Source organism: Rahnella inusitata, from assembly GCF_018288855.1.
Classification (GTDB): Bacteria; Pseudomonadota; Gammaproteobacteria; order Enterobacterales; family Enterobacteriaceae; genus Rahnella; species Rahnella inusitata.
Genome location: NZ_CP065024.1, coordinates 4,598,907 through 4,616,713, shown reverse-complemented (window position 1 = coordinate 4,616,713; position 17,807 = coordinate 4,598,907). Strand labels below are relative to the sequence as shown.

Annotated in this window: 20 protein-coding genes; 9 read left to right on the top strand and 11 right to left on the bottom strand. The window is 54.5% G+C overall.

Annotated elements, in window-relative coordinates; translation table 11 throughout:
- Positions 1-13: 13 nt before the first annotated feature.
- From I2123_RS21515 to I2123_RS21485, 7 genes are all read left to right on the top strand, one after another.
- Entirely contained in the window at positions 14-790 is a 777-nt protein-coding gene (locus I2123_RS21515; protein WP_112169169.1) for a DUF4311 domain-containing protein, read from the top strand.
- A gap of 12 nt (positions 791-802) precedes the next feature.
- Positions 803-1,450 (top strand): DUF4310 family protein, encoded by a 648-nt coding sequence (locus tag I2123_RS21510; RefSeq protein ID WP_112169171.1) that lies wholly within the window; start codon positions 803-805, stop codon positions 1,448-1,450.
- Positions 1,451-1,534: 84 nt separating this feature from the next.
- A complete protein-coding gene (locus I2123_RS21505; RefSeq protein WP_213051486.1) occupies positions 1,535-2,665 on the top strand; it encodes an amidohydrolase/deacetylase family metallohydrolase in 1,131 nt (376 codons plus the stop codon).
- On the top strand, positions 2,655-3,782 hold the full coding sequence (locus tag I2123_RS21500) for a DgaE family pyridoxal phosphate-dependent ammonia lyase (protein WP_213051485.1): 1,128 nt from the start codon (positions 2,655-2,657) through the stop codon (positions 3,780-3,782). The genes I2123_RS21505 and I2123_RS21500 overlap by 11 nt, the downstream gene beginning before the upstream one ends.
- A complete protein-coding gene (gene dagF, locus I2123_RS21495; RefSeq protein WP_213051484.1) occupies positions 3,779-4,519 on the top strand; it encodes a 2-dehydro-3-deoxy-phosphogluconate aldolase in 741 nt (246 codons plus the stop codon). The genes I2123_RS21500 and dagF overlap by 4 nt, the downstream gene beginning before the upstream one ends.
- 117 nt (positions 4,520-4,636) lie before the next feature.
- On the top strand, positions 4,637-5,827 hold the full coding sequence (locus I2123_RS21490; RefSeq protein ID WP_213051483.1) for a lactonase family protein: 1,191 nt from the start codon (positions 4,637-4,639) through the stop codon (positions 5,825-5,827).
- A gap of 77 nt (positions 5,828-5,904) precedes the next feature.
- Positions 5,905-7,824 carry a BglG family transcription antiterminator gene (locus I2123_RS21485; RefSeq protein ID WP_112169181.1) on the top strand — a complete coding sequence of 640 codons (1,920 nt, stop codon included), beginning with the start codon at positions 5,905-5,907 and terminating at the stop codon, positions 7,822-7,824.
- Positions 7,825-7,849: 25 nt separating this feature from the next.
- On the opposite strand, the gene npr is transcribed toward I2123_RS21485, so the two are convergent.
- From npr to I2123_RS21430, 11 genes are all read right to left on the bottom strand, one after another.
- Complete coding sequence (gene npr, locus I2123_RS21480; RefSeq protein ID WP_112169183.1) at positions 7,850-8,122, bottom strand: PTS phosphocarrier protein NPr; 273 nt, start codon at positions 8,120-8,122, stop codon at positions 7,850-7,852.
- Complete coding sequence (gene rapZ, locus I2123_RS21475; RefSeq protein WP_112169185.1) at positions 8,119-8,973, bottom strand: RNase adapter RapZ; 855 nt, start codon at positions 8,971-8,973, stop codon at positions 8,119-8,121. The genes npr and rapZ overlap by 4 nt, the downstream gene beginning before the upstream one ends.
- Positions 8,974-9,040: 67 nt before the next feature.
- Entirely contained in the window at positions 9,041-9,511 is a 471-nt protein-coding gene (ptsN, locus tag I2123_RS21470) for a PTS IIA-like nitrogen regulatory protein PtsN (RefSeq protein WP_112169343.1), read from the bottom strand.
- A 109-nt stretch (positions 9,512-9,620) separates the two neighbouring features.
- A complete protein-coding gene (gene hpf, locus I2123_RS21465) occupies positions 9,621-9,908 on the bottom strand; it encodes a ribosome hibernation promoting factor (RefSeq protein ID WP_112169187.1) in 288 nt (95 codons plus the stop codon).
- 23 nt (positions 9,909-9,931) lie between these two features.
- On the bottom strand, positions 9,932-11,365 hold the full coding sequence (rpoN, locus tag I2123_RS21460) for an RNA polymerase factor sigma-54 (protein WP_213051482.1): 1,434 nt from the start codon (positions 11,363-11,365) through the stop codon (positions 9,932-9,934).
- A 102-nt stretch (positions 11,366-11,467) separates the two neighbouring features.
- Positions 11,468-12,193: an LPS export ABC transporter ATP-binding protein gene (gene lptB, locus I2123_RS21455; RefSeq protein WP_112169191.1), complete on the bottom strand. Its 726-nt coding sequence runs from the start codon at positions 12,191-12,193 to the stop codon at positions 11,468-11,470.
- A 6-nt stretch (positions 12,194-12,199) separates the two neighbouring features.
- Positions 12,200-12,757, bottom strand: a complete 558-nt coding sequence (gene lptA / locus I2123_RS21450; RefSeq protein ID WP_112169193.1) for a lipopolysaccharide ABC transporter substrate-binding protein LptA — start codon at positions 12,755-12,757, stop codon at positions 12,200-12,202.
- On the bottom strand, positions 12,735-13,304 hold the full coding sequence (gene lptC / locus I2123_RS21445; protein WP_112169195.1) for an LPS export ABC transporter periplasmic protein LptC: 570 nt from the start codon (positions 13,302-13,304) through the stop codon (positions 12,735-12,737). The genes lptA and lptC overlap by 23 nt, the downstream gene beginning before the upstream one ends.
- A complete protein-coding gene (kdsC, locus tag I2123_RS21440; protein ID WP_213051481.1) occupies positions 13,301-13,867 on the bottom strand; it encodes a 3-deoxy-manno-octulosonate-8-phosphatase KdsC in 567 nt (188 codons plus the stop codon). Before kdsC ends, lptC begins: the two co-directional genes overlap by 4 nt.
- A gap of 16 nt (positions 13,868-13,883) precedes the next feature.
- Complete coding sequence (kdsD, locus tag I2123_RS21435) at positions 13,884-14,870, bottom strand: arabinose-5-phosphate isomerase KdsD (RefSeq protein ID WP_112169199.1); 987 nt, start codon at positions 14,868-14,870, stop codon at positions 13,884-13,886.
- Between the two features lie 19 nt (positions 14,871-14,889).
- The gene (locus I2123_RS21430) at positions 14,890-15,867 is read right to left on the bottom strand and encodes a calcium/sodium antiporter (protein WP_112169201.1); all 978 of its coding nucleotides are present in this window, start codon (positions 15,865-15,867) and stop codon (positions 14,890-14,892) included.
- A gap of 337 nt (positions 15,868-16,204) precedes the next feature.
- On the opposite strand from I2123_RS21430, the gene mlaF reads away from it, so the two are divergent.
- Positions 16,205-17,008, top strand: a complete 804-nt coding sequence (gene mlaF, locus I2123_RS21425) for a phospholipid ABC transporter ATP-binding protein MlaF (RefSeq protein WP_112169203.1) — start codon at positions 16,205-16,207, stop codon at positions 17,006-17,008.
- Between the two features lie 15 nt (positions 17,009-17,023).
- A complete protein-coding gene (gene mlaE, locus I2123_RS21420) occupies positions 17,024-17,806 on the top strand; it encodes a lipid asymmetry maintenance ABC transporter permease subunit MlaE (protein WP_112169205.1) in 783 nt (260 codons plus the stop codon).
- Position 17,807: the final 1 nt, after the last annotated feature.

The window sequence follows — 17,807 nt, the reverse complement described above, 5'->3', positions numbered from 1 at the left end:
CAAGGATATACTGATGTTTTTAATTATTTTATTTAAGTCGCTTATTATCGGCGGACTGGTCGGGGTGGGCGTAGGTGCGGGTGCCGCACGTATGTTCCACGCGCCTACCGTGCAAGGAATGGGGGCTTTTCGTACTCTTGGGGAATTAAATTCCTGTGAAGGCGATCCGGCTTCGCATTTTTCATTCGGTCTGGGCTTCTTCTTTAACGCCTGGGCATCTTCTGTTGCGGCGGGGTCTTTCACTCAGGACGTCGACCACCGCATCATCCCTCACTGGGCGACCGCGGCACTGATGTTCAAAAACCGCAACGTCGCTGAAACCATGCATGATCCGCGCAAGATGGCGATTGCGGGCGGCATCATCGGCATGATTGTCGTGGCCTTCCTCAACACCACGGCCTCGGCGGTACCTGCTGCATTACAGGTCACGGCGATCAAAGTGCTGGTCCCTGCGGCAAACTTGCTGGTGAACACCGTCATGCCGGTGATTTTCTGGCTGGCTGCGATTGATGCAGGACGTCGTTCAGGTTTCTGGGCCACCATTTTTGGCGGTCTGGCGCAGATGATCATGGGCAACGCCGTACCGGGTCTGGTGCTGGGTATCCTGATCGGGAAAGGCGTCGAAGAAAGCGGCTGGAACCACGTCACCAAAGTGATGATGGCGGCGATTATCGCGCTGTTCGTTCTCAGCGGCTTCTTCCGTGGTTTCGACGTCAAACTGTTGCAGTCATTCATGCTGGACGTTCCGACATGGCTGAACGGCATCCACAACTCCATCAGCGGCAAGTAAGGGGAAATGACAATGGAAGAACAAGCCAAACGTGGTTTCTGGTACGCCGAATGGTCGTTCCCGATCTTTGTTGGATTGCTGTCCTCCGGCGTATTCGCCGGGACGCACATGTATTACCTGTATGGCATCGGGGCGTTTAACGAAGTGGCATTCGTCTCGATGTTGCGCTCAGGCATGGATACCGGCGTGTATGGCGCAGTGGCGGCCTTCGGTGCCAGCTTCCTGTTCGCCCGCATCATCGAAGGATCCCTGGTCGGGATTTTAGATATCGGCGGTGCTATCCAGACCGGTATCGGCCTTGGCGTGCCGGCGATGTTACTGGGCGCGGGGATCATCTTCCCGGTTGCGAACTTTGCAGCCTCGTTGGTGACCGGCCTGATCCTTGGTTTAGCCGTGGGTTACATCATCATTCTGGCGCGTAAATTCACCATCAATCAGAGCAACTCGACCTACGGGGCGGACGTGATGATGGGCGCGGGTAATGCCTCTGGCCGCTTCCTCGGGCCGTTGATTATCCTGTCCGCGATGGCCGCGTCGATTCCTATCGGTCTGGGCTCGTTGCTGGGCGCGTTAGGTTTTTATCTGTGGCAAAAGCCGATCACCGGCGGTGCCATTCTTGGTGCGATGGTGCTGGGCGCGATTTTCCCGGTTTCCCTGTAGGAACGGCAGTAAAAAGCAGTAACCGGGCGTCGGAACGCGCTTCTGAGGCCCGGCCTTACGCAGAAGAAAGACGGAGAATAGAGAATGTATGATCTGATCATCCGACAGGCAAAAAGCACAGACGGCAGCCTGATGGACATCGCCATCCGCGACGGCAAAATCGCCGCCCTTGGCGTCCCGGCGGACGCATCCGCCCGCCACGTTCTCGATCTGCACGGCAAGGTTTACGCCAGCGCGGGCTGGATCGACTCCCACGTTCACTGTTACCCCAAATCACCGATTTATCATGATGAAGCCGATCTGATCGGTGTCGCGAGCGGCGTCACTACCGTGGCCGATGCCGGAAGTACCGGCGCGAATGATGTCGATGATTTCTATCAAATCACCCGTGCGGCGAAAACAAACGTCTACGCGTTTCTGAATATCGCCCGCACCGGCATTGTCACTCAAAACGAACTGGCCGATATGGCGCAGATCGACAAAGCGGCGGTGCGTAAGGCTATCGAAAAAAATCCCGGTTTTATCATCGGTATTAAAGCCCGCATGAGCAGCAGCGTGGTCGGCCAGAACGGTATTGAGCCGCTGGTGCGCGCTAAAGAAATTCAGCAGGAAAATGATGATTTACCGCTGATGGTTCACATCGGCAATAACCCGCCGAATCTCGACGAAATCGCAGATTTACTCACCTCCGGCGACATCATCACCCACTGCTACAACGGCAAGCCGAACCGCATTCTGTCGCCGGAAGGCGTGTTGCGCGATTCGGTGAAACGCGCACTGAGCCGTGGCGTGCGGCTGGATGTCGGTCACGGCTCCGCGAGTTTCAGCTTTGAGGTGGCAGAACTGGCCATCAGGCAGGGCATTTTGCCGCACACCATCAGCTCCGATATTTACTGCCGCAACCGCATCAGCGGGCCGGTTCACAGCCTGGCGACGGTGATGTCCAAATTCTTTAGCGTCGGCATGACGTTGCCACAGGTGATTGATTGCGTCACCTCGCACGCCGCCGATGCGCTACGCCTGCCAGCCAAAGGGCGTCTCGACGTCGGTGCCGACGCCGATCTGACCCTGTTTGAGCTGCGCCATGCTCCGCAGGTCTTTATCGATTCCGAAGGTCAGTCCGTGAAGGGCGAAAGTTTGCTGGTGCCTCTGGCCGCTGTGGTCGCGGGCGTCACCCTGTTAACCGAAGAAGGGAAATCTGCTCATGTCTTCTGAACACTCGTTATATGAAAAGTATCAGTTAAAACAGGTCATTAATGCTTCCGGCCGCATGACCATTCTCGGCGTGTCGACGCCGCGTGAAGAAGTGGCGGCCGTGGTGAATACCGGCCTGAATCATTTCTTCGAAATGAAAGATCTGGTGAACAAAACCGGCGCATACATCGCCAGACTGCTGAATGTCGAAAGCGCAGTCGTGGTGTCCTGTGCGTCTGCCGGGATCGCGCAGTCGGTCGCGGCGGTGATCGTCAAAGACAACGCGTGGCTGCTGGAAAATCTGCACGCTGCGCCGCTGGAGGTTCCGCACGACATCGTGCTGCCAAAAGGCCACAACGTGAATTTCGGTGCGCCGGTTGCCACCATGGTAACGATGGGCGGCGGCAAAGTTGTCGAAGCCGGATACGCAAATGAATGCTCGGCGGCACAGCTGGCGGCCTGCATCACGCCGCGCACGGCGGCCATCATGTACATCAAATCGCATCACTGTGTGCAGAAAAGCATTCTCTCCGTAAAAGAGGCGGCGGCGGTAGCGCAGGAACATAACCTGCCGCTGATCGTCGATGCGGCTGCAGAAGAAGATCTGACCTGTTACTACGAAATGGGCGCGGATCTGGTGATTTACAGCGGTGCGAAAGCCATCGAAGGGCCGACCAGCGGTCTGGTGCTGGGTAAAAAACAGTACGTCGGATGGGTGAAGCTGCAATCCGGCGGCATTGGCCGCGCGATGAAAGTCGGTAAAGAGGGCATTCTTGGCCTGACGCAGGCGATTGAAAGTTACATCACGTTGCCGAAAACCACCGGCCAGGAAATGGTCGATAAAATGACGCCATTCATTGCCAGCCTGAATGAAATCAACGGCGTCACCGGCCGTGTGGTCTGGGACAGCGCCGAGCGCGACATTGCCCGCACGGAAATTACCTTCGATGAAGCGGTGCTGGGCTGGAAAACCAAAGCCATTGTGGAGGCGATGAAAAACGGCGATATCGCCATTTATTTCCGCGGTTATCGCGCCAACGAAGGCAAGATTGAAGTGGATGTGCGCAGCGTGACGCCGCCGCAGCTCGCCATCGTCGCCAGCCGTTTCGAACATCTTTTCAGTGGAGAGAAAGCATGAAGCTGACCCCTAATTTCTACCGTGACCGCGTCTGCCTGAACGTGCTGGCAGGCTCGAAAGACAACGCCCGCGATATCTATGAGGCGGCGGAAGGTCATGTGCTGGTCGGCGTGCTCTCCAAAAATTATGCCGATGTGGCGAGCGCCGTGGCGGACATGAAGGAATATGCCGCGCTGATTGAAAACGCGTTATCCGTTGGCCTCGGTGCGGGCGATCCGCGTCAGTCTTTGATGGTCAGCCAGATTTCTGCCCAGGTGCAGCCGCAGCACGTCAATCAGGTGTTTACCGGCGTCGGCACCAGCCGTGCGCTGCTGGGCCAGAACGACAGCGTGGTCAACGGTCTGATTTCACCGACCGGCAAAGCGGGTTTTGTGAAGATCAACACCGGGCCACTGAGCTCAAAGGCCAGCGATGCGATTGTGCCGGTGGAAACGGCCATTGCGCTGCTCAAAGACATGGGCGGCAGTTCGGTGAAATATTTCCCGATGGGCGGACTGAGCACCCGTGACGAATTCGCGGCGGTCGCGCGCGCCTGTGCGGAACAGGACTTCTGGCTGGAGCCGACCGGCGGTATCGATCTGGAAAACTTCGAGGCGATTATGGAAATCGCGCTGGCGGCGGGGGTGACGAAAATCATCCCGCACATTTACAGCTCAATCATCGACAGTGCGACCGGTAATACCCGTCCTGAAGATGTGAAAACTCTGCTGGCCAGCGTCAAAAAGCTGGTGGGCTGAACGTTCTGACCTTTCCTGCGCGGTAAGCCGTCTGCGCGGTTAAACCCTCTGCGTTCTCCCGGCCACGGGCGGGCGCGGAGTCTCTCGTTTGTCTGACAACCCCGTTTGAGGAAATGTATGAGAAACTGGTTTCTGATTTCAGGTTTAACCTCCGCGATGCTGGCCGTTTCAGCCATGCCGCTCTACGCAGCCGAAAAAACTATGACGCCACACTTTGCTTATGTCGGCACCTACAACCCGAACGGGGAAGGTGTTTACCGCTTTAAATTCGATCCTAAAACCGGGGCGCTGAGCGAGAAGACGCTTGCCAGCCAGCTGCCTAATCAGGCGCAGATGGTGCTCAGCCACGATGGCAAAACGCTGTTCGTCGGCAGTGAAATCGATAATTACAACGGCGGTAAACATGGCGCAATCGCCGCTTACCGTATCGCACCGGAAGACGGCAGCCTGACGCTGATTAATCAGGTGGATTCCGTAGGCGCGGGACCGGTGTATTTGTCATTGACGCCAAAGGGTGATCATCTGCTGGTCGCCAATTACATCAGCGGCATCGTGGCGGTATTCCCGGTGGCGGCTGACGGCAAACTCAGTGACGCCAGCAACAGCCAGCAAGATTCCGGCCCGGCGGGCGCAGGCAAACCAGCGGCCGCTGCCGAAGGCAGTTTCGCGGTGAGCGATCACAACGGGCCGCACGCGCACATGATCGCCACCGATCCTTCCGGCAAATTCGTGTTCTCTACCGATCTCGGGCTGGACAGGATTTATCAGTGGAAGCTGAACGCAAAAACCGGCGTGTTGGAAGCCAACAATCCGCCGTTTATCAGCGCCTCTTCAGCAGGTGCCGGGCCGCGTCATTTTGTCTTCCATCCCAACGGGAAAGTGGTTTTCCTGATCAACGAAGAAGCTTCGACGCTGACCAGCTACCGCTTTGACGCCACTAACGGCACGCTGACCGAACTGCACAGCCTGTCTTCGTTGCCTGCCGGTTTCAAAGGCACCAACTTTGCAGCAGGTATTGTGTTGAGCAAGGACGGCAAGCATCTGTACGTGGCGAACCGTCTGCACAACAGCATCGCGCAGGTGAGCGTGACCGGCGAGGGTGCAATGAAATGGAGCGATGAAACCTGGACACGGGGTGATTACCCGCGCACGCTGACCTTGTCACCGGACGGCAAATATATTTACGCAATGAATCAACGAAGCGATAACATCACTACATTCAAGGTATCGCCGGACAGCGGTAAACTGACCTTCGTCGACCGCTACGTGGCGGTCGCCAGTCCGTCGCAGCTGGTGATCGCGCCCTGATTGATAAGATACCACGTCAGAACCAAACCCCATTCGTCCAGGCGGATGGGGTATAGCTGCAACAATATGGAACAACAATGGTGAGATTTCCCAATCAACGGCTAGCGCAACTTTTTGATGCGTTACAGACCGAAACCCTCCCTCAGGATGAGCTGGCCAGGCGTCTGGAGGTGTCAACGCGCACCGTGCGTGCGGATATCACCTCGCTCAATGAAATTATTGCCGGTTACGGCGCGACTTTTGTGCACAGCCGTGGCAGCGGTTATCAGCTGCGCATTGACGATCAGGCGCTGTTCTCGTCGTTGCAGCAATCGACACAACGTAAACCGAACCCGACGCCGCGCACTGCTGCCGAACGGGTGAAGACGTTGCTGATCCGCTTTTTGACCTCAGCTTTTTCACTGAAGCTGGAAGATCTGGCCGATGAATGGTTTGTCAGCCGGGGAACCCTGCAAAATGATATGGCTGAGGTGAGGGAGCATCTGACGCGCTACCACCTGAATATCGAAACCAAACCGCGTTACGGCATGAAGCTGTTCGGCGCAGAACTGGCGATCCGCGCCTGTCTGACCGATTTACTGTTTCAGCTCGATGCCGAAGAGCAGGCCAATCCGCTGCTGAAAGCCGAGAGTCTGGAGCCAGAGGCGCTGGTGCCGCTGACGCGGTTCATGCATCAGCTGCTGACGCAGTCGTCTATTCAGCTGACCGATGCGGGTGAGCAGTATCTGATTCTGTACTGTGCGGTGGCGATCAAGCGCATTACCGGCGGTTATCCGCTGACGGATTTCGACGCGGAAGAGGGCGATCCGGCGGTGAAGCAGGTCTCCCTGCGGCTGGCGGAAGAGCTGAAAAGTCTGGTCGGTAAGGAAATTCCGGCGTCCGAAGAGGCGTATTTACGGGTGAATATCGCCGCGCGTCGCGTGCAGAACATTCTGCCGACCGACATTAACGCCGATGACGATGAATCGCTGGTCGATTACATTCTTTCGTATATCAACGCGCACTATAACTATGATTTGCAGGGCGACAAGCAGCTACGTGCGGATCTGCTCACGCATATCAAGACCATGATTACGCGGGTGAAATATCAGATAAACATCCCTAATCCGCTGCTGAGTAACATCAAACAGCATTATCCGATGGCGTATGACGTTACGCTGGCGGCGGTCTCCAGTTGGGGGAAATATACGCCGTATACGCTGAGCGAAAACGAAATCGGTTTTCTGGTGCTGCACATCGGCGTCGGGCTGGAGCGGCACTACGACATCGGCTATCAGCGCCATCCGCAGGTAATGATGGTGTGCGATACCGGCAATTCCACCATCCGTATGATTCAGGCGCAGATCAGCCGTAAGTATCCGCAGCTGGTGATGAAGCAAATCGTATCCTTGCGCGATTACGAGAAACTGGAGCACATTGACGAAGATTTTATTATCTCGAATGCGCGCATCAGCGAGAAGAATAAGCCGGTGGTGGTGCTGTCGCCGTTCCCGACGGAATATCAGATGGAACAGCTCGGTAAGCTGGTGCTGGTGGATCGCACCCGGCCTTATATGCTGGAAAAATTCTTCGACGAAAAACACTTCATGATCATCAACGAACCGATGACGCAGGCGGAGCTGTTTCGCCATGTGTGTTCGCAGCTGGAAGAAGAAGGGTATGTCGATCAGGCATTTTACCCGTCGGTGGTAGAGCGCGAGGAAATTGTCTCTACCATGCTGGGTGAAGGCATTGCATTGCCGCATTCGCTAGGCTTGCTGGCGAAGAAAACCGTGGTGATCACCTTGCTGTCGCAGCAGGGCATCGCCTGGGGCGAAGGGGAAACGGCGCATGTGATTTTCCTGCTGGCGATCAGCAAGGCAGATTACGAAGAGGCGATGGCGATTTACGATTTGTTCGTGACGTTTGTGCGGGAGCGTTCGATGAGCCGTTTGCTGAGCAGTGAGAATTTTGAGAGCTTTAAGGCCATTGCGATCGACTGTTTAAGCCGCATCTAATACGGCTTAAACAGGGGGGTAATTCTCAGTCTTCATCGAATCCGGAATTAATCAGATTCACTACGGCGCTCAGCGCTTCAGCTTCATCGGGGCCGGTGGCTTCGATTTCGATTTGCTGGCCTTTCGGCGAATCGAGCATCAGCAGGGCGATCACGCTGCTGGCTTCCGCTTCAATGCCTGTGCCGTTGCGCAGCATCACTTCTGATTCAAAACTCTGCACCAGTTCAAACAACTTCATCGCCGGACGGGCGTGCATCCCTAACCGGTTTTTGATTTCTACCGTTTGTTTCACCGTCATGATTTGCGTTTTTCCAGCGTGCGATGGCGGGACTGAACATTCTTCCCACGGGAACGAAAATAGTCGGCCAGTTCTTCCGCGATATACACCGAACGGTGTTTACCGCCAGTACAACCAATGGCGACGGTCAGATAGCTGCGGTTGTTGGTCTCCAGCGCGGGCAGCCATTGTTCGAGATAGCTGCGGGTCTGGTAGATAAAGTTGTGCACTTCGGTATGACGGTCGAGGAAGGCTGCGACGGGCTTATCCAGGCCAGTCATCGGGCGCAGTTTCGGATCCCAATGCGGGTTCGGCAGGAAACGCACGTCGAAGACGTAATCGGCATCAATCGGCAGGCCATGTTTGAAACCAAAGGATTCGAAGACCATCGTCAGTTCGCGTTCACGTTTGCCCAAAAGGCGGGTACGCAGCATTTCTGCCAGCTCGTGAACCGACATTTCGGAGGTGTCGATGATCAGATCGGCGGCGGAACGCAGCGGTTCGAGCAGATCGGCTTCTTCATCGATGGCACTTTCGAGGGACAGATTTTTGCTGGAAAGCGGGTGCAGACGACGGGTGTCGCTGTAACGGCGGATCAGGGTATTGCGGTCGGCGTCGAGGAACAGCAACTGCGGCGAGAAACTCTCGGGCAGTTGTGACATCGCATACTCATAAACTTCCGGTGTTTCTGGCATGTTGCGCACGTCAATGCTGACGGCGGCGGACGTATTGCGCTCGACAAGCGTCTGGGCAAGCTGCGGCAGTAACACCACCGGCAGATTGTCCACACAGTAAAATCCCATGTCTTCTAATGCCCTTAGGGCAACCGACTTCCCGGAACCGGAACGGCCGCTGACTATCATCAGCACCATGGTGTCACTCCCCTGGCATTCAGTGTTCAGAATTCACTTTCCCGGCGTGCGGCCGGGAATCTTAAAATTATTCGTTTTCTGTCATTATCTTGAACAGTTCTTCGTCGCTTTGCGCTCCGCGCAGTCGGCGACACACTGTTTTATCTGCCAATTTCTTGGCCACTAAAGACAAGGTGTGTAAGTGGGTTTTACATTGATCTGCAGGAACCAGCAAGGCAAAAAGCAGATCTACCGGCTGATTGTCGATAGCGTCAAACGCGATCGGTTGTTCGAGCTGAATGAACACGCCGACGGCGCGTAACGTATCTTCTTCCAGCTTGCCGTGCGGGATGGCGATCCCGGCACCGATCCCGGTGCTGCCCATACGCTCACGGGTCAAAATGGCGTCGAAAATCACCTGTGGTGACAAATTCAGTTGTTTGGCCGCCAGCTCGCTGATGATTTCCAGCGCACGTTTTTTGCTGGCGCAATGAACGCCGCTTTTGGTGCATTCGGCATTGAGCACCGACGTTAATTGCATTGCTATATCGTTGATCATGTCATCTTCACTTTTGCGCTGATTCACCCTTAAAGCTATATCGGCTCGTTCCCCGAAGGTCACAAGCCGATGCCTGAAGGTTTGTAGCACAGGGTTGGCTACATGAATGTCAGTGCTGTTTCAGTTTGTCTTTATGTTTGTTCAGCTGACGGGCCAGTTTATCAACCAGGCCGTCAATCGCTGCGTACATATCCTGATGTTCCGAGGTGGCATGCAACTCGCCTCCGTTCACATGCAGTGTCGCTTCCGCGACTTTTTGCACTTTTTCAACGCTTAACACCACATACACCTGATTAATCCTGTCGAAATACTGTTCTAACTTCGCCAGTTTCAACGAGATAAATTCTCTCAGGGGATCGGTGATCTCAATGTGATGTCCGGTAATGTTGAGCTGCATAATGTCTTCCTTCTCTGTTGAGGTCAAACTAACTGTTTACGCTGGTTTGAGGGCGGGATGGACAAAGACTCTCGGTATTTTGCAACGGTACGGCGTGCAACCATGATGCCCTGATCGGAAAGCAGGGTTGCTAACTTACTGTCGCTCAGCGGTTTTACAGGATTCTCCGCTGCAATTAATTTCTTCACCAGCGCCCGGATTGCGGTGGACGATGCCTCGCCGCCGCTGTCAGTACTGACATGGCTGGAGAAGAAATACTTCAGTTCGAAAATGCCGCGCGGGCTGTGCAGGAACTTCTGCGTCGTCACGCGCGAAATCGTCGATTCATGCATTTCAACGGCGCTGGCGATATCGGCCAGCACCATCGGTTTCATGTATTCATCACCCATCTCAAAGAACGCCTGCTGCTGTTCGACAATGCAGCGCGTGACCTTCAGGAGGGTATCGTTACGGCTTTCCAGACTTTTGATCAGCCACTTGGCTTCCTGCAGATTGCTGCGGATAAACTGTCCGTCGCTGTCGCTGCGGGTGGAATTGCCCATCGCGGCGTACTGCTGGTTGATCTTCAGCCGTGGAATGCTGTCTGAGTTCAGTTCGACCGACCAGACGCCGGACACTTTGCGCACCAGTACATCCGGGATCACGTATTCGGATTCGCCGGTATTGATCGACTGTCCCGGACGCGGATCAAGAGACTGGATCAGGAGCATCGCTCCTTTCAGTGTATCTTCTTTTAGACGGGTTGATCGCATAAGTGCACGGAAATCATGGTTCGCCAGCAGATCCAGATGTTCGCTAATGATAAGTCTGGCTTCTGTGATGAAAGGCGTTTCCGGGACGTACTGGGAAAGCTGAATCAGCAGGCAGTCGCGCAGATCGCGCGCCGCCACACCCACCGGGTCAAAACGCTGAACGCGCTTTAGAACGGCTTCGACTTCATCCATGGTGACGTTTTCATCGCCGATACTTTCGAGGATGTCGTCGAGAGAAATTGTCAGGTAACCGGTGTCATCCACGGCGTCGACAATGGAGGTCGCGATAGCGGCGTCGGTGTCAGAAAACGGCGTCAGCTCGACCTGCCACATCAGGTAATCCTGCAATGTCTGGGTCGTTTCGCCCTGATACACCGGCAGTTCGTCGTCGCTGTAATCATTGCCTGTCCCGGACGGCGTGCCCGCGGTGTAAATCTCATCCCAGGTGGCGTCGAGCGGCAGCTCTTCGGGCATATCTTTCTGCTCGAGGGCTTCGCGGGTATCCAGACCTTCACTGTCAGGGGTTTCGACTGCATCGATTTCATCGTGCAGGTCAGTTTGTTCCAGCAGAGGGTTGCTCTCCAGCGCGAGTTGGATCTCCTGTTGGAGCTCAAGCGTGGACAATTGCAACAGACGGATCGCCTGTTGTAATTGAGGAGTCATGGCCAGTTGTTGGCTGAATCTGAGTTGCAAACCTTGCTTCATATCTTGGCTTTATATCCGTAGATGAGTTCAAACGGCAACACGTCGGTCAGAACCGGCCCGCTTCATTGTAAAGCGAAACAGGCGCGGTTCAGGCGGCGCAGATCACAGACGGAATTCTTCACCCAGATAAACACGTTTTACTTGTTCATCAGCAAGAATGTCGGTTGGCGTGCCGTGGGCGATCAGTTTGCCCTGACTGACGATGTAGGCGCGTTCACACACGTCGAGGGTTTCACGAACGTTGTGGTCGGTAATCAGCACGCCGAGGCCGCTGTCACGCAAGTGCTCAATGATTTTTTTGATGTCGATAACGGAAATCGGGTCAACACCGGCGAAGGGTTCATCCAGCAGGATAAATTTAGGGTTCGCCGCCAGCGCACGGGCAATTTCCACACGACGGCGTTCACCACCGGACAGTGACTGACCGAGGTTATCGCGCAAATGGGAAATATGGAACTCTTCCATCAGCTCGTTGGCGCGATCGTTTCGCTGGTCTTTATTCAGGTCGTCACGGATCTGCAATACCGCCATCAGGTTATCAAACACGCTGAGGCGACGGAAAATGGACGCTTCCTGAGGCAGGTAACCAATGCCGCGACGTGCGCGGGTGTGCAATGGCAAAAGGCTGATGTCCTCGTCGTCGACGATAATGCGGCCCGCATCACGCTGGACGATACCGACCACCATGTAAAACGTGGTGGTTTTACCGGCACCGTTAGGGCCGAGTAATCCGACGATTTCGCCCGAATTAACGTTCAGGCTGACATCTTCAACGACCTTACGGCCTTTGTATGCCTTCGCCAGATTTTCTGCGATTAATTTTGCCATAAATTATCAGTTACTCTTTTTGGTCTGGCCGCCGGCTGCTGCCGGGGTCTTTTCCTGCAACTGCGTCGGGACCAGAACGGTCGTGACACGCTTGCCTTTATCACTGAAGGCTTCCATCTGCTGCTTCTGCACCAGATAGGTAATACGATCGCCTTTCACGTTGCTGTCGAGCTGTTCAAGGTACGCGTTGCCGGTGAGGGTCACCAGATCGGTTTCCACTTCATAACGGACTTTCTGCGCGTGGCCTTTGATAGGCTTGCCGTTGTCTTGTAACTGGTAGAAGGTCACAGGGTTGCCGTAGCCTTCAACCACTTCTTTGCCGGATACGCCTTGCGGGCGGATCACGACCACTTTATCGGCTTTAACCTGAATCGAACCCTGATTCACCACCACGTTCCCGGTAAAAGTCGCCGTGTTGGTGTTCACATCCAGCGCCTGATTAGCTGAATCAATGGTGATCGGTTTCGTTGTGTCATCTTTCAGCGCGAACGCCGGAATGCTGACGGCCAGCAAGGAGCCTGTGATCAGAAGATTACGGATTTTATTTTTTACTTTGAATTTCATAAGAGGTCGTTACCTTTTCGATCAGCTCTGCTGTTTTATCACGCAGATTACCACGCATTTTCATGCCGTTAGATGTAAAACCTGTACCGTAAAGCGTCACTTCATCGTCTGAAGCAACGTCTTGTGTCGTCAGGTTAACCCGTGCATTGTCCGTTTTGATTCTTTGCAGCTGCGATGTTTCCGGCGTCAGGCTATCTGCCTGCACATGCCCATAAAGATAGAGCATTTTATCCTGAGTCATCTTGGCTTTATCAGAACGCAGCACCCAGGTTGGAACTTTATTCTTGTCATACATGGTCGCCACCGGGTTGGTAAACCAGGTTACCTGATCGGTGGTGTAGTATTTGACCTGATCGGAGACCAGTTTGTAAGTCAGGCTACCCAGCGGGTCATACACCATGGTGACCGTGTGGGAGCTTTGATAGGTCGGATCCTGATCGTTAACCGCCTGCGGTGCGTCATCGGAGTTATCCGACAGCGACCAGCCAATCAGCACCAGAACAATGGCTGTCAGAACCAGAATGATCCAAAGTCTTGTTTTATTCATATCGACAGCCCTTTGGCGTCCTCCAGCTTGCCCTGCGCCAGCAGAATCAAATCACATAATTCGCGAACTGCGCCACGGCCACCGGCAATGCGGGTGACGTAATGTGCCTTTGGCAACAGGATAGGATGTGCGTCCTGAACCGCGACGGACAGACCCACTTCGGCCATCACCGGCCAGTCAATCAGGTCATCACCGATGTAAGCGACTTCCTCTGCCCGAAGCGACAGTGTATCTAACAGTTCGCGGAAGGCCAAAAGCTTATCTGATTGACCCTGATACAAGTGACGGATCCCGAGGGTTTTGGCGCGATCTTCTAATAATTTTGCATTGCGGCCTGTAATAATGGCGACCTCAATGTCAGAAGTCAGCAGGCAACGGATACCATAACCGTCGCGAACGTTGAAACTTTTCAGCTCTTCTCCCTGATTTCCCATGTAGATCAGGCCATCAGACATGACGCCGTCCACATCGCAAATCAGCAGGCGAACCGCTTTCGCCCGTTCAAGCACGTCGGTGCTGACCGGACCGTAGCAGGTATCCACCAGGGCTGTGCTAATACTCATTCAGGGCATTCCTCAATTAAACTACGCCAGCGCGCAGCATGTCGTGCATATGTAACACACCCAACAACTGGTCACCATCAGCAACCATCACACAGGTAATGTGTTTTTCCTGCATTAAATTCAGCGCATCCACTGCCAGCAGGGAAGGACGCACGCGAACGCCGCCGGTGGTCATCACATCTGCAATGGACGCCGTGTTGATATTCACGCCCATGTCGAAAATCCGGCGTAAATCGCCGTCAGTGAAGATACCCTGAATTTTCATCAGGTCGTCGCAGATGACGGTCATCCCCAGATTCTTACGGGTGATTTCCAGCAGGGCATCGCGCAAAGACGCATCGCGGCTGACGTGCGGGATTTCATCACCTGAGTGCATGATATCGCTAACGCGCAGCAGGAGCTTGCGACCCAGTGCTCCGCCGGGATGTGACAGGGCGAAATCTTCCGGCGTAAAACCGCGAGCTTCAAGCAGCGCCACGGCAAGGGCATCGCCCATCACCAATACCGCTGTGGTGCTGCTGGTTGGCGCTAACCCGAGCGGGCACGCCTCTTTCGGCACCCGCACGCAAAGATGCACGTCGGCAGCTTTCCCCATGGTACTTTCGGGATTCGCGGTCATGCAGATAAGCGTAATGGCTAAACGCTTTAACACCGGGATTAGCGAGAGAATTTCATTCGCTTCGCCGGAGTTGGAAATCAGGATCACAATGTCCTGTCTGGACACCATGCCGAGATCGCCATGGCTGGCTTCGCCCGGGTGGACAAAAAACGCCGGGGTGCCAGTACTGGCGAAGGTGGCGGCCATTTTCCGGCCAATATGCCCTGACTTGCCCATACCCATCACTACAACTTTACCGGTGCAGGCGAAAATTTTCTCACACGCACGGGTGAAATCACCGTTGATGTATTGATCTAACTGCTCAAGTCCTTCACGTTCTGTTTTCAGCACTTCACGTCCGACAGCCTGGAAATCAAAGTCGGAGGCGAGGATATCGTTAGCCATAGTCAATTCCTGACAGAGTTCAGAGGCCAATGCCGTCCGGTTGAAGGAACAGCACCGCCATATAGGCGATAAATCCACAAAGTAACAGTGCACCGGCTAAATGACCGATACGGTGTTTTCGCATCAGACAAAGCCCGGTAAGTACTATACTGACCGCCAGCATGACCCAGTAATCGCGATGAAACGCATCCGGGTTGAACGAGCCTGGTGCCACCAGCGCGGGTAATCCCAGCACCAGACAGGTATTAAAGATATTCGCGCCGATGATGTTACCCAGCGCGATGTCGTCTTCACCTTTAAGAGCACCGGCAATAAACGTCGCCAGTTCTGGCAGGCTGGTTCCGATGGCAATCACCGTCAGGCCGATCACCAGTTCGCTGACGCCAAAATAACGGGCAATCACGGTACTGTTATCGACAATCATCCCTGACGCCAGCGGCATAATGATAAAGCCCAGCGCCAGCCACAAAAACGCCACGGTGTTACTGCTGTCGGAAGGCAGCTCGGACATCTGCTCATAAGTCAGCGTATCGAGCCCTTCTTTTTCGGCCGCGCGGGCGATTTTTATCACCAGCATCATAAAGACCGCGGCGCTGGCCAGCAGCAAAACGCCATCCAGACGGCTGAGTTCTCCGTCACTTAACAGAAAACCGCAGAGCCCTGTGACCAGTAACAATAGAGGGAGTTCGCGGCGTAATATATCAGAACGCACGGAAAGTGGATGAATCAGGGCTGCACCGCCCAAAATCAGAAGAATATTAATGATATTTGAACCAATTGCGTTTCCGACCGCCAAATCCATTTGATCGTTGATGGCGGCAGTGGTGGAAACGACCAGCTCAGGAAGGGAGATCCCGACGCCGACGACGGTCATCCCGATAATAAGCGGAGGCATGCCCATCGAACGTGCTAATACTGCGGCTCCGTACACCAGACGATCGGCGGCATACACAAGAAGTAAGAGGCCGACAATCATCAGTACGATAGCGAGAAGCATGAAACATCCTTTCTTGGGTATAATGCGAGATTCGTTGCCCAGGCGGGCAGGCGATTCCTTCGTCAACATGGTCTGGTGCAATATTTTGTCTGAAAAGGGCGCCAGCAGGTTCCTGTATGTTAGACGATGAAGGCTTTTATCATAAAATGGTTATTCGTTGATTTTGACCGTCTGTGGCGGAAAAGTAAATCGATGGCAACTTTGGTAACGAAACTGGGGTAAGTTTTTGTAAAAATACCAAAGTTATACAACACGGCTTGCGGGCCAGACGTATTCTTAGCGAAAGTAATTTAAGCGGAAGTCGTCTTTTGCAAAGGCATTCCGAAGGGATAAACGAATGAGTCAAAGCGAGTCGAATCTGGTAGAGATCAAGGGCATGAGCTTCGTGCGCGGCGATCGTCCCATTTTCGAAGAGATAAATATGACGGTGCCGCGAGGCAAAATCACCGCCATAATGGGGCCTTCAGGGATCGGTAAAACGACGTTGCTGCGCCTTATCGGCGGTCAGCTGACGCCCGACAGCGGTGAAATCTGGTTCGACGGGGACAATATTCCGACTCTTTCGCGCCGCAAGCTGTATGAGTCCCGCAAGAAAATGAGCATGTTGTTTCAGTCCGGTGCATTGTTTACTGACCTCAATGTGTTCGAGAATGTGGCGTTTCCGCTGCGCGAACACAGTAAATTGCCGGAGGTCTTGCTGCGCAGCACGGTGACCATGAAGCTGGAAGCGGTCGGTTTGCGCGGTGCCGGTGAACTGATGCCTGCTGAATTATCCGGCGGGATGGCAAGACGCGTCGCACTGGCGCGTGCTATTGCCCTTGACCCGGAACTTATCATGTTCGATGAGCCGTTCGTCGGGCAGGACCCCATCACTATGGGCGTGCTGGTTAAACTGATTGATGAGCTGAACCATGCGCTTGGCGTCACCTGCATCGTGGTTTCTCACGACGTGCCCGAAGTGCTGAGCATTGCCGATTACGCGTATATCGTTGCTGCACAACATGTCATTGCTGAAGGAACGCCTGAGGAGCTGCAAAACAATCCTGATCCGCGCGTTCGTCAGTTCCTTGACGGTATTGCCGATGGACCGGTGCCTTTCCGTTTCCCAGCCGGTGATTACAAAGCCGAGTTGCTCGGATGATGGAGTTTCCAATTTATGTTAACTAAGGCGCTAGCCTCAGTCGGGCGTCGCGGGATACAAACCTGCGTCTCTTTTGGCCGTGCGGGTCTGATGCTCTTCCGGGCACTGGTCGGCAAGCCTCAATTCGCCAAGCAGTGGCCGTTGCTCATCAAGCAACTCTACAGCGTCGGCGTACTTTCTCTGTTAATCATCCTGGTGTCCGGCCTGTTTATTGGCATGGTGCTGGGGTTACAGGGCTACCTGATTTTAACCACCTACAGTGCTGAAGCCAGTCTGGGCATGATGGTCGCGCTTTCTTTGCTGCGCGAGCTGGGCCCTGTGGTGACTGCCTTACTGTTTGCCGGTCGCGCCGGTTCTGCCTTAACCGCAGAGCTGGGCCTGATGAAAGCGACGGAGCAAATCTCCAGTCTTGAAATGATGGCGATCGATCCGCTGCGCCGCGTTGTGGCACCGCGTTTCTGGGCCGGTCTGATTTCCATGCCTTTGCTGACGGCAATATTTGTCGCGGTAGGGATTTGGGGCGGATCGCTGGTCGGCGTGGACTGGAAAGGTATCGACAGCGGTTTCTTCTGGTCAGCGATGCAAACCGCGGTAGACTGGCGGACTGACTTGCTTAACTGCCTGATTAAAAGCCTTGTTTTCGCGATCACTGTGACCTGGATTGCGCTGTTCAATGGCTATGACGCGATCCCGACGTCCGAAGGGATCAGCCGGGCAACGACACGTACTGTGGTGCATTCGTCACTGGCGGTGCTGGGATTAGATTTTGTGCTGACAGCACTGATGTTTGGAAATTAAA